The 20,853-nt window shown below is 64.3% G+C and carries 16 protein-coding genes and 3 tRNA genes; 8 read left to right on the forward strand and 11 right to left on the reverse strand.

Translation table 11 applies throughout. The features are described 5' to 3' along the window. Positions 1-161: 161 nt before the first annotated feature. From recJ to GVL61_RS01415, 4 genes are all read left to right on the forward strand, one after another. Positions 162-1,949, forward strand: a complete 1,788-nt coding sequence (gene recJ, locus GVL61_RS01400; RefSeq protein ID WP_159976078.1) for a single-stranded-DNA-specific exonuclease RecJ — start codon at positions 162-164, stop codon at positions 1,947-1,949. Between the two features lie 92 nt (positions 1,950-2,041). Beyond that, positions 2,042-2,116, forward strand: a tRNA-Glu gene (locus GVL61_RS01405). A 38-nt stretch (positions 2,117-2,154) separates the two neighbouring features. Then, positions 2,155-2,229: transfer RNA gene (locus GVL61_RS01410), tRNA-Glu, on the forward strand. A 493-nt stretch (positions 2,230-2,722) separates the two neighbouring features. After that, the gene (locus tag GVL61_RS01415; protein ID WP_159976081.1) at positions 2,723-5,275 is read left to right on the forward strand and encodes a TonB-dependent receptor; all 2,553 of its coding nucleotides are present in this window, start codon (positions 2,723-2,725) and stop codon (positions 5,273-5,275) included. A 403-nt stretch (positions 5,276-5,678) separates the two neighbouring features. Here the strand turns inward: GVL61_RS01415 and GVL61_RS01420 are convergent, their stop codons facing one another. From GVL61_RS01420 to GVL61_RS01430, 3 genes are all read right to left on the reverse strand, one after another. Continuing rightward, positions 5,679-6,413: an extensin family protein gene (locus tag GVL61_RS01420; protein WP_159976084.1), complete on the reverse strand. Its 735-nt coding sequence runs from the start codon at positions 6,411-6,413 to the stop codon at positions 5,679-5,681. A 31-nt stretch (positions 6,414-6,444) separates the two neighbouring features. Next, entirely contained in the window at positions 6,445-6,645 is a 201-nt protein-coding gene (locus tag GVL61_RS01425; RefSeq protein ID WP_159976087.1) for a hypothetical protein, read from the reverse strand. Positions 6,646-6,842: 197 nt separating this feature from the next. Beyond that, entirely contained in the window at positions 6,843-8,351 is a 1,509-nt protein-coding gene (locus tag GVL61_RS01430; RefSeq protein WP_159976090.1) for an amino acid permease, read from the reverse strand. Positions 8,352-8,519: 168 nt separating this feature from the next. On the opposite strand from GVL61_RS01430, the gene panB reads away from it, so the two are divergent. Next, positions 8,520-9,389 (forward strand): 3-methyl-2-oxobutanoate hydroxymethyltransferase, encoded by an 870-nt coding sequence (gene panB / locus GVL61_RS01435; RefSeq protein ID WP_159976093.1) that lies wholly within the window; start codon positions 8,520-8,522, stop codon positions 9,387-9,389. A gap of 44 nt (positions 9,390-9,433) precedes the next feature. Here panB and GVL61_RS01440 read toward each other — a convergent pair whose 3' ends face one another. The 5 genes from GVL61_RS01440 to GVL61_RS01460 form a co-directional block, all read right to left on the reverse strand. After that, a complete protein-coding gene (locus tag GVL61_RS01440) occupies positions 9,434-11,281 on the reverse strand; it encodes a tetratricopeptide repeat protein (RefSeq protein WP_159976096.1) in 1,848 nt (615 codons plus the stop codon). Beyond that, on the reverse strand, positions 11,247-12,623 hold the full coding sequence (gene prsR / locus GVL61_RS01445) for a PEP-CTERM-box response regulator transcription factor (protein WP_159976099.1): 1,377 nt from the start codon (positions 12,621-12,623) through the stop codon (positions 11,247-11,249). Before prsR ends, GVL61_RS01440 begins: the two co-directional genes overlap by 35 nt. Then, on the reverse strand, positions 12,623-14,764 hold the full coding sequence (gene prsK / locus GVL61_RS01450) for an XrtA/PEP-CTERM system histidine kinase PrsK (RefSeq protein ID WP_159976102.1): 2,142 nt from the start codon (positions 14,762-14,764) through the stop codon (positions 12,623-12,625). Before prsK ends, prsR begins: the two co-directional genes overlap by 1 nt. Beyond that, positions 14,764-16,149 (reverse strand): TIGR03013 family XrtA/PEP-CTERM system glycosyltransferase, encoded by a 1,386-nt coding sequence (locus GVL61_RS01455; protein ID WP_159976106.1) that lies wholly within the window; start codon positions 16,147-16,149, stop codon positions 14,764-14,766. The genes prsK and GVL61_RS01455 overlap by 1 nt, the downstream gene beginning before the upstream one ends. A gap of 196 nt (positions 16,150-16,345) precedes the next feature. Further along, entirely contained in the window at positions 16,346-17,662 is a 1,317-nt protein-coding gene (locus GVL61_RS01460; RefSeq protein WP_159976109.1) for an amidohydrolase, read from the reverse strand. Positions 17,663-17,935: 273 nt separating this feature from the next. Between GVL61_RS01460 and GVL61_RS01465 the strand changes: the two genes are divergently transcribed. From GVL61_RS01465 to GVL61_RS01475, 3 genes are all read left to right on the forward strand, one after another. After that, positions 17,936-18,103: a hypothetical protein gene (locus GVL61_RS01465; protein ID WP_159976112.1), complete on the forward strand. Its 168-nt coding sequence runs from the start codon at positions 17,936-17,938 to the stop codon at positions 18,101-18,103. A gap of 74 nt (positions 18,104-18,177) precedes the next feature. Beyond that, positions 18,178-18,876 carry a glutamine amidotransferase gene (locus tag GVL61_RS01470; RefSeq protein WP_159976115.1) on the forward strand — a complete coding sequence of 233 codons (699 nt, stop codon included), beginning with the start codon at positions 18,178-18,180 and terminating at the stop codon, positions 18,874-18,876. A 147-nt stretch (positions 18,877-19,023) separates the two neighbouring features. Continuing rightward, positions 19,024-19,332, forward strand: coding sequence for a hypothetical protein (locus GVL61_RS01475; protein ID WP_159976118.1), 309 nt, complete (start codon positions 19,024-19,026; stop codon positions 19,330-19,332). Positions 19,333-19,344: 12 nt separating this feature from the next. Here the strand turns inward: GVL61_RS01475 and GVL61_RS01480 are convergent. The 3 genes from GVL61_RS01480 to GVL61_RS01490 form a co-directional block, all read right to left on the reverse strand. Beyond that, positions 19,345-19,428 (reverse strand) — tRNA-Leu (locus tag GVL61_RS01480). Positions 19,429-19,484: 56 nt separating this feature from the next. After that, positions 19,485-19,820, reverse strand: a complete 336-nt coding sequence (locus tag GVL61_RS01485; protein WP_235037491.1) for a hypothetical protein — start codon at positions 19,818-19,820, stop codon at positions 19,485-19,487. 195 nt (positions 19,821-20,015) lie between these two features. Further along, positions 20,016-20,834, reverse strand: a complete 819-nt coding sequence (locus GVL61_RS01490) for an inositol monophosphatase family protein (protein ID WP_159976121.1) — start codon at positions 20,832-20,834, stop codon at positions 20,016-20,018. Positions 20,835-20,853: the final 19 nt, after the last annotated feature.

The raw sequence follows: 20,853 nt of genomic DNA on the forward strand, positions 1-20,853 counted from the left end.
AAAGAATCAGCAGTCCTTGTTGCCTGTACTCCTCATGCCACCAATACCTTCCGGCATGCCACCGTGGCCGACAAGAATTTGGCTCTAAATCGGCGGCGAAATGCGGGGAGCGGCCCGGTGCCAGCCCTTCACGCGGGGGACCACCTGGAGTAACGCGGGCCATGGAATCACGATCTGCTTCCGTTTTCGGAATCGATCGCTCGCTGACAGGCAAGGCCTGGCGCTGGCGCGGTGGCAACATGGACCTGAGCGACGGTCCCGGCGGGTTGGAGGACGATATCGTCACCCAGCTCCTGCTTTCGCGCGGCGTCGCGCGTGACGACCTGGCACGCCATCGCAATCCATCCCTGCGCGAATTTCTGCCCAACCCGTCCGCTTTCCGCGACATGGACGCCGCCGCCGACCGGCTCACCCAGGCGGTGATGGCCGGCGAGACGGTCACCGTCTACGGCGACTACGACGTCGACGGGGCGACCAGCGCGGCGTTGCTCCTGCTGCTGCTGCGCGATCTGGGGCAGGAGGGACGCTACTACATCCCCGACCGCCTCCTCGAAGGCTACGGCCCCTCCGGCGAGGCGCTGGTGCGCATCGCCGGCGAGGGTTCAAGCCTCATCGTCACCGTAGACTGCGGCGCGATGGCGTTCGAGGCGCTGGAGATGGCGCACCAGGCCGGCGTCGACGTGATTGTGGTCGACCATCACAAGTGCTCCCCCCAACTCCCCCGCGCCGCCGCGCTGGTCAATCCCAACCGTCTCGACGAGGACGAACTGGCCGCATCCCATGGCCACCTCGCGGCGGTCGGCGTCGCCTTCCTTCTCGCGGTGGCGACCGTGCGCACCCTGCGCGGGCGCGGCTTCTTCGCAAACCGCCGCGAGCCGGACCTGTTCGCCCTGCTCGACCTCGTGGCGCTGGGCACGGTGGCAGATGTCGCCGCGCTGCACGGTCTCAACCGCGCGTTCGTGGCGCAGGGCCTCAAGGTGATGGCCAAGCGCGACAACATAGGAATGTCGGCCCTGATCGACGCCAGCCGGCTGGGCCGTGCGCCTTCGTGCAGCGATCTCGGCTTTGCGCTGGGACCGCGCATCAATGCGGGCGGGCGCGTGGGCGAATCGACGCTCGGCGTGCGCCTGCTGACCTCCACCGACGCCGACGAGGCCAAGGACATCGCCGCCCAGCTCTCCCGCCTCAATGACGAGCGCCGGGGCATCGAGCAGGCGGTGCAGGAAATGGCCGAGATGCAGCTGGACCGCCAGCACAACCGCTCGGTGATCGTCGTGGCCGGCGAAGGCTGGCATCCGGGCGTGATCGGCATCGTCGCGGGCCGCATCAAGGAAAAAACCGGGAAGCCCACTCTCGTCATCGCGATGGGCGCGGACGACGCCGGCAACGGCAAGGGATCGGGCCGCTCGATCTCGGGCGTGGACCTGGGCGCCGCGATCATCGCCGCGCGCGAAATGGACCTGCTGGTGGCCGGCGGCGGCCACGCCATGGCCGCCGGCCTGACGATCGCACCCGGAAAGCTCGATGCCCTGTCGGATTGGCTGGACGAGCGGCTTGCCGCGGATGTCTCACGCGCGAGTACCAGCCAGTCGATGCTGCTCGACCTTGCCCTCAATCCCGGCGGCCTCACGCCATCCCTGATAGAGACGCTGGAGAGCGCCGGTCCCTACGGCATGGGCTGGCCCGGCCCGCGCGTCGCCGTTGGCCCCGTACGTATCATCAAGGCCGACGTGGTGGGCGCGGACCACTTGCGCCTGATCGTCTCCGGTCCGGACGGCGGCCGTTTCAAGGCAATGGCGTTCCGCTCGGCCGAAAGCGAAATGGGACAGGCGCTCCTCCATGCCTCGCAGGGGCGCCGGCTTTGGCTGGCAGGACGCGCGAAGATCGATGATTGGGGTAGCCGTCCGCAGGCGGAGCTGCACCTCGATGACGCCGCTTTCTGCGATTGAAAAGGCGATATGAATTTTTTCTCAAACTAGGGATTGACCACTCTACCGACCCCCGGTAGAGGGCCGGTCCTGCCTCCGGCGCAACCCGGTATGGCCCCTTCGTCTAGCGGTTAGGACGCGGCCCTTTCACGGCTGAAACACGGGTTCGATTCCCGTAGGGGTCACCATTCTTCAGGATGGTGTGGTAAACCGAAAATGGCTTCATGGCCCCTTCGTCTAGCGGTTAGGACGCGGCCCTCTCACGGCTGAAACACGAGTTCGATTCTCGTAGGGGTCACCATTTTTTCAAGCACTGTGATGCTTACCGGCAGAGAATGCCAAACAACCCCTGAATACCCGGATGTGCGTTGACCAGGATGCCGAAGTGCTTCTCTGGACGCGAATCAACCTCCCCTTATTTTTCACTGCCTCAAGCCATCGATTACCGACGGCAGAGAGACGGCGGCGCGGCGCGATGCCCATGCTGTGGCAAGGCCAATCAGCCATTTACTGAAGCAGCAGGACTGAGCGACGCATCGTACATCCGTGCTCGCCGCCGGATATCCCTCCGACGATATCGTGTTTCCCACCAGAAACACTATTTCGCGACGCCATCATCCTTAAAATATCGCGATATTTCGCCATTCTCTTCATCTGGCAGTTCCTCAGCGCCGCATGCACTGCGCGAACAGCAAAGCATTGCGAGCCATGCTAATTCATATCAACATGCGGAAAACGGCGTTTCAGATCCGAAGCTAACGACGACGGCGCCGCTTTTGAGGGAGAGAGAGACGATGAAATCCGTCCAGCTACGCATAGTTCTGCTTGCGACGAGTTCACTAGCTTGCGCCGCGCCCGCTTTTGCACAGGATGCTTCCCGCGATACCGCCAGGGCCAGTATCGGCAGCAACGACATCATCGTCACCGCACGTCGCAGCGAGGAACGCCTCCAGGACGTGCCGATCTCGATCACCGTCTTCAATCAGGAGCAACTGTCCGCCCGCAACGTGGTGAACGCCGGCGACCTGGCGACGTATACGCCGTCGCTGTCCTCGAACAGCAACTTCGGCTCGGAGAACACCACCTTCGCCATCCGCGGCTTCGCACAGGACATTGGCACGCTGCCGTCGGTGGGAACCTACTTCGCCGAAGTCGTGACCCCGCGCGGGGCCTCCAACGGCCTCCCCACAGGTGACGGCGTGCTGCCGGGCGCGTTCTTCGACCTGCAGAACGTTCAGGTGCTCAAAGGTCCACAGGGGACGCTGTTCGGCCGCAACACCACCGGCGGCGCTGTGTTGCTCGTCCCTCAAAAACCGACAAGCGTGCTGGAAGGCTACGTCGAAGGCACGATCGGCAACTACGACACGCGCCGTGTCCAGGGCGCGATCAACATCCCGCTGGCGGATACTTTCAAGGTCCGCCTCTCGGGCGATCGCATGGTCCGCGACGGCTACCTCAAGAACCAGAGCGGCATCGGCCCGAAGGACTTCAACGATGTAGATTACTACGCGTTGCGCCTCAGCGTGGTTGCTGACCTGACACCCGATATCGAGAACTACCTGATCGCCTCTTACGTCCACTCCGACACCCACGGACCGATCACGAAACTGGTTGCGGTGGACCCGACCGAGGGACTGGGGGGCCTCTTTGCGAGCCAGATCGCGCGGCAGGGCACGGGTTTCTATAACGTCATCAATCCGCTCGCGAACTCGTATTCCAAGATCGATCAGTGGCAGGTGATCAACAACACCACCTGGCACGCCTCCGACAACGTGACCGTCAAGAACATCGCAAGCTACGCCGAGTACAAGCAAACGATGAACGCGCCCCAGTTCGGGGTCGACGCGATCATCGACTTCGGCGCGCTCACCGGCGGGGCGCTGCCGATCGGCACCTACCACGTTCCCTTTACGCAGATTTCGCCCCCGCCCGGTCTCAAGACGGCCAACCAGTACACTTTCACCGACGAACTGCAGATTCAGGGCAAGGCGATGGACAATCGCCTAAACTGGCAGGTCGGCGCCTATGCCGAGATCAGCAATCCGCTGGGGTCTGCAGGCAGCCAATCGCCCTTCCTCGCCTCGTGCACAGACCAGGGGGCGAACTTCCAGTGCAATGACCCGATCGGTTTCCTCACCTATCTGGGCGCGGTGCAACAGGCCATCGCGACGGGCGGAAATCCGGCGCTGGTACCGCCGATCCACGTCGGCTCGGTCAACTACACGGTAGGCAAGACCTTCTTCCAGGATTACGGCCTCTACGCACAGGCAACTTATTCACTGACCAGCCAGCTCAAGCTGACCGGCGGCCTCCGCTACACCTGGGACAAGCAGCGCAATTCCAGTCTGCGCCAGACCTATACGCTGAACTATCCGCCCGCGTACGGCCTTTTCCCCGCGCTGCCCGGCGCACCCAACCCGCGGTGTACCGACCCAACGGCGATCGCGAACGGCTGCGTAACAACGCTGCGCCAGAAGTCGAGCAAGCCGACCTGGCTCATCGACCTGGACTACAACCTGACGCCAGACGCGATGGTCTACGCCAAGTACGCCCGGGGCTACCGCGCCGCCACCATCGCGGCAAACGTCGCCGCGCCGCTGAATCTGGTCGCACCGGAAAAGGTCGACAGCTTCGAACTGGGCTTCAAAAGCAGCTTCTACGGCGCGGTCAACGGCACTTTCAACTTGGCCGCGTTCTATAACGACTTCGCCCACCAACAGCTTCAGGTCGGCTTCAATGCCGTCCCGGGCAGCGGCCAGGCATCGACGGCGGCGCCGGTCAACTCCGGCAAGTCCGAAATCTACGGACTCGAGGCAGAGGCAACGATCAATCCGTTCGAGGGCCTCGCGCTCTCGGGCAGCTACACATACCTCCATACCGAGATCAAATCAGTCCCGGAGGCTCTTTACACTTACACCGATCCGAACTTCACCCTCGCCGCCCCGTTCGAAGTGGGCGATCCTGAAGTCCTCTCGCCCAAGCACAAGTTCACCGTCTCGGCGAACTACACCCTGCCTCTGAACGAAAGCATAGGCCGGATCTCCTTCGGCGTGGCGTACACCTACCGCACCAAGATGCTGGTCAACTATATCGACCGCGAGAACCCCAACCCGGCCCTCGCCGCTTTCAGCACCCTGCCCTCGCTCGGACTGCTGAACCTGAACTTCGGATGGGATTCGATCGCCGGCGCACCGATCGACCTTTCCCTGTTCGCGACAAACGTGACCAAGAAAAAGTATTACAGCTTCGCAGCTGGCCTCGGCTCACCGGAAGTCGGGTTTGAAACCGCATCGGTGGGTGAGCCACGCATGTACGGCCTGCGCCTAAAGTACCACTTCGGCACCTGACGAGCGGATACGGGGGGATAGTAACGAGAACTACTCCTCGCCGTAATGCAGCGGGACCGGAGGCATCTGCATGGCTCTGAGCCGAAGAGGAAAGCACGTCCCGGCCAAGCGATCGACCGCCTTCTGAGAGAGCCAAAATATCAGTGATTTTGGATCTCTCAGAAGGTTCGATCAACGCCAACGAAGGCGTTCCGGAAACCTTGTCCGTACAGTTTTGGTTTCGGCACCAGCCTTCGCCGAACCTTCCTCTATCAAACCATCAAATATGTGCTCAAATTCGCGCAGGCTGAGATGTGTATGGAGCCAATTTCAGGCCCTCTCGCGGCTGGAACACGGGTTCGATTGTCTTAGAGGTCAGCATTTGCACCAGCCTTAGGCGGGCACAATTTCATCGATATAAAAGTCACCTGCAGGCACTCCAGCCTTGGGTGCGACTTGCCTGATCCAGATGCAGGTGATCCGCGTGGGCTGCGTTGTAGTCGGGCGACAGGACCGTCGAGAAGCTCGTACAGGCGCTGTCGCGCACCATGTGGAGGAAAGCGGATGCCTCCTCGTCAGAGGTTCCCGAGGCCTTCCAGTCCCGCAGTACGGTGACCCGCCGCCCATCGGCGAAAACAAAGGCCGCGATGTCGATCGCATTACCGCGCGCATGTTCGCTCCAGTTGCCTTGCTCGCCGCCGCCGATCCGGCGGCAGTTGGCCGTGCCCAGATGCTCGATCCGCACTACCGCCTGTCCGAAGGTCTCCTCCGCGGCAGGCTGGACACCGTGGCGCAGCCACCAGGCCAGCCCTGCATCGACCCCGCAGGTCGCCTGGGCGCCCGCTGGCCGCAATATGACATCAAGGTGGGCCGGAGCAGCAAGAGTCTTGCGGTCAGCCCTGTGGCACGCCCCCTCGCCCTCCGGCGGGAGCGCCGTGACATCGATCCCGCTGCGCGCCAGGAAAGCGCGGCACTGCGCCTTGTCGCTGCGTAGTGCCGCCAGCTTGTGCTCGGTCGCCCAGCCCGGTGGGTCGTCGAGCGCGAGCGGCGCCCAGGGATCGTATTCCGGATGGTCGCGCAGCCATGCCCGACCAGCGATGAACAGGCACCCGGCCAGAAAAATGGTAAGGACGATGCGGTCGAGCGGAGGAAAAGCCATGCACGAACAAGCCGCGCGACAGTAAATCGTTTCAGGAGTCCAGCATCGCAAAGATCGCCCAGGCCAACCCGGTTGCCGCCAGGAACAGCGACCAGGACCAGTAAAACCCGTGCCCCTGCAAGCTGACATGCTCGATCGCCAGCATTCCGCCGTGCGATCCGTTCGAACCCAATATGCCCGAGACGATCCAGGTCAGCAGCGCTCCCGGTATCAGGGCCTTCACGAAAGCCATGGCATTGCACCTCGGTAGACTTCCCAGTTCCACTTCGAGTGTCTCACCCTGCGGTTAAGCGGGCGTTAGCGCCGTGTCATGTTGCTCGCGGTGATGATGGCGAACCGCCAAGCCTGTGGATAATTCCGGCATATCCTGCGGACAAAAAAAGGGGAGCGCTTGGCGCCCCCCTTCGTTTTCTTGACGTCTCGGCGGCGTCAGACGACCGGCGGGGGGGCGTCGGCGTCGACCTCATGCACCTCGACGAGGCCGCGCCCGACATGGCTGCGGCTACGGCTGTAGGCATAGTAGACGATAAGACCGAGGATCGCCCAGCCCACGAACAGCGCGATCGTGTGGAGCGAAAGGCTGAAGAACAGGTAGATACAGCCTAAGATCGCCAGCGGCGCCGTGAACATAACCGCAGGCGTGCGGAACGGACGCTTGCGGGTGGGATCGGTGCGGCGCAGCACCATCACCGCGATCGACACGGCGGCGAAAGCGAACAGCGTGCCCGAATTGGACACGTCGGCCAGCAGGCCCACCGGGAAGAATGCGGCGAAAATCGCGACGAACACACCCGTCAGCAGAGTGATGACGTGCGGCGTGTGATAGCGAGGGTGAACCCTGGAGAAGAACTCCGGCAGCAGCCCGTCGCGGCTCATCACGAAGAAGATGCGGGTCTGGCCGAACATCATCATCAGGATGACCGAAGGCAGCGCGATGATCGCCGCCGCACCGACCAGCCAGCCGACGAACGGGTAGTTCACCTGACGCAGCGTCCAGGCCAGGGCTTCCTTGGAACACACCACAGCGTTGTCGTGGATGGCCGAGCAGGCCTGGGCCAGAGCCGGGGTTCCGGGCGAGAGCACCTCGCCGCCGGGGCCGAAGACCGGCTGCGCGCCGACGGTGCCGATCACGCCGGCCGCCACCAGCATGTAGAAGACCGTGCAGATCGCAAGGCTGCCGATCAGGCCGATCGGCATGTTGCGCTGCGGGTTCTTGGTTTCTTCGGCAGCGGTCGAAACCGCGTCGAAACCAACGTAGGCGAAGAAAATGGAGGCCGCCGCACCAGAGATGCCGGCAAACCCGAGCGGTGCGAACGGCGTGAACTGGCCGCTCTTGATCACCGGGATCGTCAGGAAGACGAAGAAGGTGAGCGCAAGGATCTTGATGCCCACCAGGACCGCGTTAACGGTGGCGCTTTCCTTGGTGCCCTTGATCAGCAGTGCGGTGACGCAGGCCGCGATCATCATCGCCGGCAGGTTGATGATGCCGCCGTCGAAGGGGCCGCGCACCAGTTCCAGCGGGATGTCGATGTTGAAACTGGTGTTGAGCCAGCCGATGAAATAGCCCGACCACCCGACCGAAACCGCGCCTGCGGCAATGGCGTACTCCAGGATCAGCGCCCAGCCGACCATCCAAGCCACCATTTCCCCCATGACGGCGTAGCTGTAGGTATAGGCAGAGCCGGAAACGGGCACCATCGCCGCCATCTCGGCGTAACAGAGTGCTGCCACAGCGCATACGACGCCGGCGATGACGAAGGACAGCATCATGCCTGGCCCCGCCTTCTGCGCGGCCTCGGCGGTAAGAACGAAGATGCCGGTGCCGATAACGGCCCCGATGCCCAGCATGGTCAACTGGAAGGCGCCCAGGGACCGGTGAAGTGATTTCTTTTCAGCCGTCGCCAAAATGGCGTCGAGCGGCTTAACGCGTCCGAACATTCGTGGACCCCCGAATTTGCGAGTGCCGGAAGCTAACGACTAGCAGGCTCTTGGCAAGGGCCAACCGCCGCAGCTTCCCCAGCTTCGCAACGATATTACCCCCTTTTGGCCAGAATGTTCCCCTTCAAAGGGGTTTGCCGGCGCGCAGGCCGACGCTACAAGCCGGGCATGTCCACGACCTTCCAACTCGACACCGCGACCAGCCGCGCCAATCCCACGCCCGCGCCGATGAAGCGCCTGACGGTTCCGGCCATTCGCCGGCGCAAGAAGGACGGCGTCACCGCGGAGCCCATCGTCATGCTCACGGCCTATACGGCGCGGCAGGCACAGCTCCTCGACGAACACTGCGACCTGCTGCTGGTGGGCGATAGCCTGGGCCAGGTGATCTACGGGCTGCCCTCCAGCGTGCCGGTCACGCTGGAAATGATGATCGCCCACGGCGCTGCCGTGGTGCGCGGCAGCTATCACGCGGCGGTGATCGTCGACATGCCGTTTGGCTCGTATGAGCAATCGCCGCAGCAGGCATTCGAGAACGCCGCCCGGCTGCTCAAGGAAACCGGCTGCGCGGGCGTAAAACTCGAAGGCGGTGTAGCGATGGCGGAAACCGTGCGATTCCTGGGCGAGCGCGGCATTCCGGTTATGGGCCATATCGGCCTCACCCCCCAGGCGGTGAACGTTCTGGGCGGCTACAATGCGCGGGGCCGCAGCGATGCCGAGGCTGCGAAGATCGTCGCCGATGCCAAGGCGCTCGACGATGCGGGCGCGTTCTCCATCGTCATCGAGGGCGTGGTCGAGCCCATCGCCATCGCGGCCACGCAGGCCATTTCCTGCCCCACCATCGGCATCGGTGGTTCAGCGCAGTGCGACGGGCAGGTGCTGGTTACCGAAGACATGCTCGGCATGTTCGAGCGCGTACCCCGCTTCGTGAAGCGCTATGCCGACATGGCCTCCCTCGTTTCGGAAGCAGCGGCGCACTATGCCGCCGAAGTGCGCGACCGCAGCTTCCCCGGTATCGAGCAGACCTACCAGCCGAAATAAGTGCTGCGGTCCCGGACCTGATCCGGGACCGCTGGCAGGGCCGGTCAGCTCTTCACTCGCAACCGCTTGCGTGCGTCCGCGATCAAGGGGGTATCGCCGGCAATCGCCTGCGCCTTGTCCAGCAAAGCGCGCGCCTCATCGGGCTGGCTGTCCAGCATGGCATAGCTATATCCCAGCGCCTGGGTCGCCAAGGGGCTGGCGCGTTGCAGCCGGTAGGCGGCCAGCGCACTGTCGCGCGCGGCTTCAAGGTCTCCGGTCCCTGCCTGCGCCATCGCAAGGTCAGACAGCAACTCTACGTCGCCCTCGCCGCCATTGTCGCGCAGCCATGAAAGGATAGCGCGGGCGCGGCCAAGATCGCCCTCACCGATCGACAACTGCGCGGCAGCGCGTAGCGCAGGCCGGCTGGTGGGGTTCTGCCGCAAGTATCCTTCGACAAGATCGCGCCCGCCGCGCAAGTCGCGTGCCATGGCATAGGCAGCGAAGCGGCGCTGGAACAGGCTGTCGGACATGCGGATCTCGGTCGCAAGAACATAGCGTGCCTGAGCCTCTGCGCCGCGCCCCAGCGCCAGCTGAACATCGCCCGCAAGCGCCTGTGCGTCGTAAAAGCCGGGGTCCGATTTGCGCGCCGCTTCCGCCGCGCCCTGCGCCGCCCCGTTCTGGCCAAGCTCCAATAGCTCACCGATCCGCCCCGCATCTCCAAGGATGCGCAGTGCCGCCACAGACGGGCGCGCAGCATGGTCGAGCAGTTCGCCCGCGCGCTGGCGATCGCCAAGGACCTCCCAGGCCCGTGCGACCATCGTCAGGACGTAAGGCGACGCCTCGTCGCTGGCGATATCCTCGGCAAACCGCAAAGTGGCATAGCGATACTGGTGGCCCATGCCGATGGCGCGCGCAAGCAGATCACGGGCCCGCCGATTGTCAGGCCTTGCGCGCAGCACAGCCTCAAGCGCCTCGGATGCGGCGGCAGGGTTGCCCGCCGCGATTTCCACCACGCCGCGCAGCATCTGCACGCCGGGCTGGCCGTCCAGCTTGCCCCTGGTGCGCGCCAGCAGACGGCGGGCGAGATTGTAATTCCCAGCGCGCGCCGCCAGCGCGGCCTGCAGATAATAGGCCCGCGGGTTCTTCGGGCTGAGTTGCAGGACCCTGCGCGTCACCGTCAGGCATTCGGTGGCATGGCCCAGTTCACCCAGTGTCGCGGCGTATTCCAGCAGGACCGACACATCTTTGGGGTCGCGTATTATGGCCTGTTCGAACCACGGAATCGCGGCCAGCAGGCCATAGCGGTCACGCACCAGCTGCCCGCGAAATTCCAGCGCACGCACGGAGCCGGGATCGAGCACGAGGGCGTGTTCCGCCGCATCGATGGCAAGGCGGTGCTCTCCGCCCGCATACCGCAGATGCCCGATCTCGACCCAGAGCGAGGCGTCCTTCGGAATGATCGCCAGCGCCCTGTCATAGGCGCGGCCAGACGCGGGCAGATTGCCGTCCAGCCGCTCCAGCAGGCCCAGCGTGCGCCACCCGATGGCAGCCGTGGCTGGCGAGAAACGGCCCGGCACCAGCCATGGCCGCGCGCGGTCGCGCCGGCCTTGCGCCATCAGCGCCTGCCCCATCATCGCGCTGATGTCAGGGCCGGTCGCCCCGCGTACCAGCGCGGCCTTCAGTTTTGCCTCGGCGTCGATACCGTCGCCGCGTGCAAGGGCTTTCGCCGCCTGCTCAACCAGCACTTCGCGCTGCGGCCGCTCACCATGCGCGGGCTGTGCGTTGAGGCCGGTGAACAGGGCGACGAGGCACAGCAACGGGACGAGCGCCGAAACGCCCAGCCATCCGGCTCCCCTGCGCTTCCCGCGCCCGGCAGGGTCAGGACTGGAGATCGTACTGCTTGAGCAGGTCATAGAGCGTGGGGCGGCTGATCCCGAGCATCTTGGCCGTGCTGGAGATATTCCCCTCGCTACGGGCCAGGGCATGGCGAATAACCTTGCGGTCCGACTGCTCGCGGGCGGTCTTGAGGTTGAGCGCGTTGACCACCTGTTCGTCGGGCTCGGCAAGGTCGAGATCGGCGGCGCTGACCAGTTTCTCGTCGGCCATGATGACCGCGCGCTTCACCCGGTTTTCCAGTTCGCGCACATTGCCCGGCCAGCCCCAGGCATCGATCGCGGCAAGCCCATCGGCAGCGAAGCCGCGTACGCGCGGGTTCATTTCCTTGGCGTATCGGTTGAGGAAAGCCTTCGCGAGCAGCGTGGGATCGCCCGGCCGCTCGGCAAGGCTGGGAATACGCACGACGATCTCGGCAAGGCGGTAATAGAGATCCTCGCGGAACCGCCCTTCGGCGATCATCGCCTCAAGATCCTGGTGCGTGGCGCAGACGATGCGGGTGTCGACGGGGATCGATTCGCGGCTGCCGACACGCTCGATCACGCGCTCCTGCAGGAAGCGCAGCAACTTGACCTGTAGCTGAAGCGGAATGTCGCCCACTTCGTCGAGGAACAGGGTGCCCCCTGCGGCCTGCTCGATCTTGCCATGCGTCGTCTTCACAGCGCCGGTAAAAGCGCCCTTCTCGTGCCCGAACAGCTCGCTTTCGAGCAGGTTCTCGGGAATCGCGGCGCAGTTGATGGCGACGAACTCCCGCTTGGCGCGGCCGCTGGCGTCATGCAGGCCGCGCGCCAGCAGTTCCTTGCCGGTGCCGCTGGCGCCCAGCAGCATGACCGAGACATTGGTATTGGCCACCCGCTCGATCGTGCGTGCCACGCGGACCATCTCGGGCGCGGCGGTAATCATCCGGCCCAGGACTTTCTCGTCCTTCTCGACCTTTCCGGCGAGGCGGCGGTTTTCCTCCTCCAGCCGGTGGAGTTGCAACGCCCGGCGCACGATGAGGCCCAGCGTGTCGATGTCGACAGGCTTCTGGTAGAAGTCGTATGCGCCGTGGGCGATGGCCTGCAACGCGCTTTCCCGCGCGCCGTGGCCGGATGCGACGACGACCTTGGTATCAGGCTTGAGCGCCATGATCTCGTCAAGGACGGCGAAACCCTCGGTGGTGCCGTCCGGGTCTGGCGGCAGGCCAAGGTCGAGCGTCACTACGTCGGGCATTTCCGAACGCAGCAGGGCAATGGCGCTGGCACGGTCACCGGCGACAAAGACCTCGAAATCCTCGTAGGCCCACTTGAGCTGCGCCTGAAGGCCCGCATCGTCCTCGACGATAAGCAGCTTGGGCAGACGGACGGCGGCGGTATCGGTCATCACGCTACCTTCTGGTCGTGGGAGGCGAGGGTCTGGTAAATATCGCTGGCGGCGGCGAGCGGCAGGCGCACCACGAAGCGCGAGCCAAGCCCTTCGCGCGATTCGACGTCGAGCCGTCCGCGCATCCCCCGCACCAGCTCACGGGCCTCGAAAGCCCCGATGCCGAAGCCGCCGGTCTTGGTCGAGACGAAGGGTTTGAACAGGCGGTTGCGGACGAAGTCGGCGCTCATGCCGCTGCCGGAATCGAGCACTTCGAAACGCGCATTGAGCCCGTCTATCGAAAGCGAGACGAAGACCGGACTTTCCGGCCCACTGGCGTCGATAGCGTTCTGGACCAGATGCATCAGCACCTGTTCCAGCGAATGGCGGTTGGCGGTGATGACGGCAACGCGCGTTTCGGCCAGCACCACCTGCGGAGTGGCGCGGAAACGCTCCATCACCACCGAAAGCACTTCGGCCGCCGGCACCGGCTCCAGCTTGTCGACGCCGCCGGAACCATAGCGCGAAAGGCGGGCCAGAAGGGCGTTGAGCTTGTCCGACGAATTGCGCAGCGTCACCAGCATGTCGGCGCGGAAAGCCGGCTTTTCAGCATGGAGTTCAGCATTGCGGGCGAGCAGGCTGAACTGGCTGGCAAGGTTCTTGATGTCGTGCATCACGAAGGCGATGCGGCGGTGAAAGTCCTCGAAACGCGCGGATTCGGCAAGGGCAAGCTGGCTCGAATTCTCCGCGAGGTAGCTGGCCACCTGCTGGCCTATGACGCGCAGGAGGTCGAAATCCTCCCAGTCGAACTTGCGGGCCAGCTGCGGGCGGGCCAGCACCACCATGCCGACAAGGCGCTCATAGTGGACCAGCGGGATCATCGCCCAGGCACGCGGATGCTCGATCAGCCAGCGCGGGACGTCGTTTTCCCACTCGCTGCCGAGGTTGTCGGCTGCGGCGCTGCCGCGCACTTCGTCCAGGTCGCAAATGTAGCCGGTACGCTCGAAATGGCCGAGGCCGCGCAGCGGGATGGCGACCGAAGGAACCTCAATCTCCGCCCAGTTCCAGCGCGCGGCGAGGGTCAGTTCGCCCTGGTCGCCGGGTGTCAGAAGCAGGCCTGCGGGACTTTCGAACACGTCGGCGATGGACTGCACCACGCGCTCGCCCAGCGGGAGCGATTCCTCGCCGCCACTGCCGATGGTGCGGGTGAAGCGCAGCCACTCCTCGCGGTAGTCGTAGCGGTGCTGGAAGAAGTGCTTGGCAAGCATGACCTTGAGCCAGGCGCGCACCCGGCGCGAGGGCAACACCACAAGCGCCAGCGCGCTCGCCATTGTCAGGAACGTCAGCTCGATCAGACGTGCGAAGTTGCCGCCCGCATAGGAAAGCCACTGCCCCACCGCGACCATGCCGACGAGGTAGACGCCGATCACAAGCAGGGAGAAAGTCTGGAACGTCACCGCGCGCGAGGGTCGAAGGCGCAGGTCGTTCCGGTTTCCAGCCGCCGCGATGGCGATGCAGGCCGCCAACGCAGCTGTGGCAATACCGCGCAGCGCGGCGATCTCATAAGGCCAACTGCCCGCAAGGTAGGCGATCGTGTAAAGGTTGAGGTCAAAGGCCCAGAGCGCGGCAAGCCCGACCGCCGGCCAGCGCAGTGCCGCCCGCGATTCGCGCGGTGCACCTGCGTAGAGGTTGTGGACCAGCACCAGCCCGCCGACCGTCACCAGCAGGCGGAACATCACGTTGAACTCGAACGCAACGCGCAGGACATCGCGGTCCACCGTCAGGCGCGAAAGGCCATAGTCGACGCCCAGATGTAGCAGCTCGACGAAGGCGAGCACGAAGATCACAGGGCGGATCGGGGCCAGGCTGGCATGGCGCCCGTCGCTGGCGAAGAGGCGGTAGGTAACCACCAGCCAGCCCAGATTGCGCGCGCTCTCAGCCAGTGAAGGCGCGAAGATGGCTGCGGGCGAGGCGGTCGCCGCGGCGCCGGCAAGGCTCCACAAGGCTGTAAGCAAAAGTGCGATGACCACCGCCGTCCCCGCGCGACCGAAACGGTCGCGGCGGGTGGCCAACCAGATCGCCACGCTCGCCAGCGCGATCGCTCCGGTCAGATCGAAAGCGACTCCGATGGTCGTCCACACGGCTTCGGGCCCTGCGATCATCAGCGCGCGCCTTCGCTCCACAGCACGACGCGCAGCGTCTGCAGGATGATGAGCAGGTCGAGGAACGGCGTGTAGTTCTTGGCGTAGTAAAGATCGTATTCGAGCTTGTGCCGCGAATCCTCGATCGAGGCGCCGTAGGGATAGTTGATCTGCGCCCAGCCGGTGATGCCCGGCTTCACCATGTGCCGCTCCGCATAGTAGCGAAGCTGTTCTTCAAGGTCGGCGACAAATTCGGGACGCTCGGGACGCGGGCCGACGAAGCTCATCTCGCCCTTGAGGACGGTCCAGGCCTGCGGCAGTTCGTCGATGCGCACCTTGCGGATAAATTTGCCGATGCGGGTCACGCGCGGGTCGTCCTTGGAGGCCCACTGCGCGCCCGCCACTTCGGCATCGGTGCGCATGGAGCGCAGCTTGACGACGTCGAAGCATTCACCAAACAGGCCGACGCGCGGCTGGCGGTAGAAAGCGGGGCCCTTGCTATCGATCTTCACCAGCAGCGCGAAAAGCACGATGACCGGCGCGGTGACGATCAGCAGCAGCGCGCTGACGGCAATGTCGAACACGCGCTTGGATGCGCTGGAAATCGCTCGGCCGGACGAGAATCCGTCGGAGAAGATCAGCCAGCTGGGATTGACGGTGTCGAGATCGACGCGGCCGGTCTCGCGCTCGAGGAAGCTGGAGAATTCGTTGACGTGCACGCCTGCGGTCTTGATCCGCAGCAGGTCCTTGAGCGGCAGCGCGTTGCGGCGCTCTTCCAGTGCAAGCACAACTTCGCTGACGCCGAGGTTCTCGACATACCGGGTGAGGTTGTGGATCGCCCCGCGCGATATCGCTTCTTCGACCACCGGCTGGCTCTCGCTCATGGTGACGTAACCGACGATAGCAAACCCGCTCTCGGGACGTTCGCCCAGCACCCGCAGGCGCTGCGCCCGCTCACCCGCGCCAAGCACGAGGACACGGCGACGGAACGAACTGGTTCCAAGAAAAGCTCCAAGAATCAGACGGTTCAGGATCAGCAGCACAATCGCGAAGGCCATCGAATAGGCCAGTGTCGAGCGCCAGAAGTTCTGCCCGCCGACAAGGAAATCCGCAAAGGACAGCGCGATCACACCCAGCGAAATGGCAACCAGCAGGCGCGCGGCGGCGAACCGCTTGGAGCGCAGCGCCTCGCCCCCGTAAACGCCGACCGAGATCATCGAGAGCGAGATCACTGCCGCAAAAGCGGCGTGAGCGCCAAGCCGGTCGACGATCGCGCCGGCGTCGATGCCGATCTGCTCCGAGCGCAGACGCCACGATGTCTCGTTGGCAATCGCCAGAAGCAGCACGTCGACCAGCCAGAGCAGGACGACCGCGTGCGGAATGTAATGTTTGAACAGACGAATCATCGTCGCTGGTGCCATCCTTCGCAGCCGAATACCGGCCTTGCATGACGGCCTAGTGCAAAGGCTTTAACTGTCGGTTACCTTAACAGCGCAATAGCACACATGCGGAAAGCCGGCCCCGTTTCGACAGGGCGTTCAAGGGCAGCGATGTCGGCGCGCCTTACACTCGCCCTCTTGCGTTCGCTCTCATAGCCGGCGCTTACTTCGGCATGAGCCGCAGCGCCGTCAGTGTAAGTGCCTGCGAGGCCGAGCCGATCACCTTGTCTGCCTCCGGCGCCCAGAATGGGCTGTGGAGCGAAGGCATCGGAGGTCCTCCCGCCTTAGCCGCCGCCAGCTTTGCCGGGTCCGCACCGCCAACCCACAGAATCAGCGATTTGATATGCTCTTCGTCCGCGCGGCGGAATTCGCCGAAATCCTCGCCGCCCATGACCGATGGCGTGAACACGACCTTATCCGCACCTAACCGTGCCTTTAGATCCGCTACCGCCTCGTCGGTGAACTCGGGCGTGTTCCAGGTGGCGCGGGTATGGGGTTCCTTGACGGTGACCACCGGCATCTGGTCTTCGGCGATGCCGGAGGCGATCGCCTCGCCGCGCGCGATCCGGCGGATGCCTTCCAGCAGCCGCTCACGCGTCTCATCCGAGTAACTGCGCACGGTGAGTTGCAGCCGCGCCTCGTCGGAGATGATGTTGTGCCGGGTGCCGGAATGGAACGAGCCCACTGTCACCACCACCGGATCGACCGGGTTCGTCTCACGACTGACCAGCGTCTGCAGCTTCATGACGATAGCGCTGGCCAGCACGATGGGATCGCGCGTGGTATGCGGATAGGCGCCGTGCCCGCCCACGCCCTTCACCACGATATCGACGCTGTCGACGTTGGCGAGCGCCCAGCCCTTCGCCGCGCCGACGACGCCCGCAGGCAGTTCCGGCGTATCGTGAAAGGCCAGCGTGTAGTCGGGCTTGGGAAAGCGGGTGTAGAGACCGTCCTCAAGCATCGCCAGCGCGCCAGAGCCCGCTTCCTCGGCAGGCTGGCCGATCATCACGAGCGTGCCGGACCACTCACCCTTGCGCGCTGCCAGCAGGCGGGCGGTCTCGATCCAACTGGTCATGTGCGTATCGTGGCCACAGGCGTGCATGATCCCGCTTTCAACCCCGGCGAGCGATATGCCGCGCTTGGTCGAGGCGAAAGGCAGGCCGGTCTGTTCGGTCACCGGCAAGCCGTCCATGTCGGCGCGGATCAGGACCGTTGGCCCTGCCCCGTTCTTCAGCACCGCGACGATGCCGGTCTTGCCCACTTTCTCGGTCACCGTGAAACCAGCCTTGCGTGCAGCATCGGCCATGATCTTTGGGCTACGCACTTCCTGAAAGCTGAGTTCCGGATTGGCGTGGAAATCGCGGTAGATCTCCATCAGCCCCGGCATATCGCGCGAAACGCTGTCTGCGACAGTCTGCGCCTGAACGGAGAGTGGAAGGCCGATCACGGCGCTGGCGAGAGTGAGCAATGGGACACGCATGACCGCAGGCTACGTCAAGCATCCCGGTCCGGCAATCGCCGAAGGTGGGTAAGGCGGGCTGCCGGGGAAGTGGCCAAGTTTTTCTCGCAGGGGCGATAGAAAGCCCTGAATGGACATTCTCAACCGATTGCATAGATTGGTTCTCGAACGAAGGGTCCGCCTTTCGCTTCCGCGGCATTTGATCCTGTCAGCTTGCTCCGCGTCATCAACCGCTAAAGCGCACGAAACCAAGGCGACAACGCCGGCTTCGTGCCTCCCGTTAGGAGATACGAAATGCTCGATGCCCTTCCTCCCACTACTTCAGCCGTGCTGCGTGCAAGGCCCGCGGCGAGCCTGCGCTCCACACACCCTTCCTGGCGCGCCAGTTTCGAGCCGACACCCGGCAGTGCCGGCGCTGCGATCCGCAGTGCCGGCGACTTCTGGTTGCGGCTCGGCCTGTAACGCCTCAGGGCGACATCGGAAGTCTCAGGTTCGATGTCGCCCGTTCAGAAAACTTGTGTAAGACTGGCCTTTACGTGAAGACAGCTCTCATCATCCGCCACGTTCCCCACGAAGGGGTCGCCGGTTACCGCCAGCCCATCGAGGACGCGGGATATGCAGTATCGCGCATTGACGTGAACGACCCGGAATTCGCAACGCTCGACCTGCGCGAGCCGGACCTGCTCATCATGATGGGTGGGCCGATGGGCGTCTACGAACAGGATCGTCACCCCTGGATCACCTGCCAGCTGCGCCGCCTCGTCCTGCGGCTGGAGGCGGACCGGCCGACACTGGGTGTCTGTTTCGGTGCCCAGATGATGGCAAGCGCCCTGGGCGCACAGGTTTATCCGGGCCCGGCCAAGGAAGTTGGTTTCCATCCGGTCGAGGTGCATGGACACGCTGCCGACGGCCCTCTGCGCCATGTCCGCGAGGTCCCCGTACTGCATTGGCACGGCGACACTTTCACCCGGCCCGAGGGCGTGGACCTGCTGGCCTCCAGCACGCTCTACGAGCATCAGGCATTCCGGCGCGGCGCGAACCTGCTGGCGCTCCAGTTCCACGCTGAGATGGGCGAGGACCCCCGCTTCGACGCCTGGATGGACCAGTGGCCGGAAGCCGTGGTGGAAGCGGGCGGCTGCCCGAACGCGCTGCGCGATGCCCATGACGAACTCGGCCCCGGCGCCGTGGCGGCTGGACGCGCGATGATCGCGGATTGGCTTTCCGGACTGAACTGAAAGAGCGCCCCAGCTTCCGCCAAACGCATCGTCGCCCGGCGCCTCCTACTTCAGCAGGCCCTGCTCCAAAGCCGCTTCGGCGGCAGCGACTGGCCTTTCCCGCAAGTCAGACCTAGCCTGCCAATCGTTCGATAACGCGAGGCGGAAATGGCTGAAGGATATTCGACAAAGCTACCGAATCGCACCGCCAGATTCTCGCTGGCAGCAGCCATTCGAGGCCTGCGCACCGCGCTGACCAGCTTCTTTCCCGTCGCCGTATTCGCTATGGTGCTGGTCGGGGCGATCTCCGCCTGGGGCTTCATCGCGGGAATAATGCCGGGGAGCGTTCTCGCTGGCGTGGTTGCATGGGCGCTGGTCAGGACCATCGCCGCCTACCCGGCCGCGCAGTGGCTTGCCGCCACCGCCGTAGGAACCGTGCTGGTCCTTTTCGTCGTCTCGATCTTCCAGACGCCTTAGTCGGCGAAAGATTGGTGCCCCTGGCCCGACTCGAACGGGCACGCCTTTCGACAAACGATTTTGAGTCGTTCGCGTCTACCATTCCGCCACAGGGGCACGGACAAGCCGGGGACGCTTAGACGTGCCTTCGATGCGGTTCAAGCCCGTCCGCGTCAAAAAGACCAATCCATCGCAACATGGACCAAACGAGACTTCATGACGCCCTTGCGCGAGCCCAAAGTACCGATCTCGAAGCGCGGCCCTTCTTCGCCGGGTTGATAGGTCAGCCGCAGCTTCACTTTCTCGCGCATGATCGGGATGGAATCGGTGCCCAAAGCCTGTGAGCGAATCACTCGCCGAGCCGCCGGTAAAGCGCGTCCGGCCACCGCACGAAGATCGAAACCATCTTCCATGGGAGCCTCGGCCATGGCGGGCACCGGCACCGCAGCGCAGGCCAGCACCAGGGCGCATCGACGGGGGGCATGGTGACGAAGGTCAGGGCGTTCCATGGCCCAACGTCATAACACCACTTGCGGAAACTACCGCGTCAGTTGCGTTTCAGTTCAGAGACTGACGTTCTCGCTGCGACGAAGCGAATGAAACCTGCGGCGAATCAAAAACGCCGCCCCGGACTTGATCCGGGACGGCGTTTTTTGAAATTGGACCTCTCCGCCCGGGTTCATGCCCGAACGGCGCAGGGCCTATTACTTGAGAGCGTTCGCCACCAGCTTGTGCAGGCGCGAGTGCAGTGCGTCGTTGCCGGCGAGGATCTCAGTGTCGTGGTAAGGTCCGGTGCGGCCCTTCCAGTCGGATACGAAACCGCCGGCCTCACGCACGAGGAGGCAGCCTGCAGCCGTGTCCCAGGGCTTGAGATCAGCTTCCCAGAAACCTTCGTAGCGGCCCGAGGCCACCCATGCGAGGTCCAGTGCGGCCGAGCCGAAGCGGCGGATGCCGGCTACCTGCGGGGCGAGCGCGTGGTAGATCTTGGTCCACTGGCCCGGGTCGCCGTGACCGGCAAAGGGAATGCCGGTGGCGATCACGCTCTCGTCGAGGTGACGGCGCGAGGAGACGCGCAGGCGGCGATCCTGCAACCAGGCGCCGCGTGCCTTCTCGGCCCAGTAGCTCTCGTCGGTGACCGGGTTGTAGATCAGACCCGCCGTTACTTCGCCCCAGCCGTTGCCGTCGAGGCGCGGCTCCTGCACCGCGATCGAAATCGCGAAGTGCGGGATGCCGTGGAGGAAGTTGGTGGTACCGTCGAGCGGATCGACGATGAAACGCGGCATGCGCGGATCGCCCTCGATCTCGCCGGCTTCCTCGAACAGGTAGCCCCAGTCGGGCCGCGCGGCGCGCAGCTCGTCCCAGATCGTGCGCTCGGAAGCCTGATCGGCCTTCGAGACGAAATCTGCAGGACCCTTGCGGCTGACCTGCAGATGCTCGATTTCACCGAAATCGCGGCGCAGACGGCTGCCGGCCTTGCGGGCGGCCTTCTCGATGACGCGGATTAGACCGGAAATGGCGGCCATGATCTTACTTTCGCTCCTG

Source organism: Novosphingobium sp. 18050, from assembly GCF_902706195.1.
Classification (GTDB): domain Bacteria; phylum Pseudomonadota; class Alphaproteobacteria; order Sphingomonadales; family Sphingomonadaceae; genus Novosphingobium.

Bases quoted from the DNA above. Each gene is read 5' to 3' on its own strand.
- GVL61_RS01415 (WP_159976081.1), top strand. From the start codon at position 2,723: ATGAAATCCGTCCAGCTACGCATAGTTCTGCTTGCGACGAGTTCACTA.
- GVL61_RS01440 (WP_159976096.1), bottom strand. From the start codon at position 11,281: ATGACCTGCTCAAGCAGTACGATCTCCAGTCCTGACCCTGCCGGGCGC.
- GVL61_RS01430 (WP_159976090.1), bottom strand. From the start codon at position 8,351: ATGTTCGGACGCGTTAAGCCGCTCGACGCCATTTTGGCGACGGCTGAA.
- GVL61_RS01490 (WP_159976121.1), bottom strand. From the start codon at position 20,834: ATGGCCGCCATTTCCGGTCTAATCCGCGTCATCGAGAAGGCCGCCCGC.
- panB (WP_159976093.1), top strand. From the start codon at position 8,520: ATGTCCACGACCTTCCAACTCGACACCGCGACCAGCCGCGCCAATCCC.
- GVL61_RS01460 (WP_159976109.1), bottom strand. From the start codon at position 17,662: ATGCGTGTCCCATTGCTCACTCTCGCCAGCGCCGTGATCGGCCTTCCA.
- GVL61_RS01475 (WP_159976118.1), top strand. From the start codon at position 19,024: ATGGCTGAAGGATATTCGACAAAGCTACCGAATCGCACCGCCAGATTC.
- GVL61_RS01465 (WP_159976112.1), top strand. From the start codon at position 17,936: ATGCTCGATGCCCTTCCTCCCACTACTTCAGCCGTGCTGCGTGCAAGG.
- GVL61_RS01420 (WP_159976084.1), bottom strand. From the start codon at position 6,413: ATGGCTTTTCCTCCGCTCGACCGCATCGTCCTTACCATTTTTCTGGCC.
- prsK (WP_159976102.1), bottom strand. From the start codon at position 14,764: ATGATCGCAGGGCCCGAAGCCGTGTGGACGACCATCGGAGTCGCTTTC.
- prsR (WP_159976099.1), bottom strand. From the start codon at position 12,623: ATGACCGATACCGCCGCCGTCCGTCTGCCCAAGCTGCTTATCGTCGAG.
- GVL61_RS01485 (WP_235037491.1), bottom strand. From the start codon at position 19,820: ATGGAACGCCCTGACCTTCGTCACCATGCCCCCCGTCGATGCGCCCTG.
- GVL61_RS01425 (WP_159976087.1), bottom strand. From the start codon at position 6,645: ATGGCTTTCGTGAAGGCCCTGATACCGGGAGCGCTGCTGACCTGGATC.
- recJ (WP_159976078.1), top strand. From the start codon at position 162: ATGGAATCACGATCTGCTTCCGTTTTCGGAATCGATCGCTCGCTGACA.
- GVL61_RS01455 (WP_159976106.1), bottom strand. From the start codon at position 16,149: ATGATTCGTCTGTTCAAACATTACATTCCGCACGCGGTCGTCCTGCTC.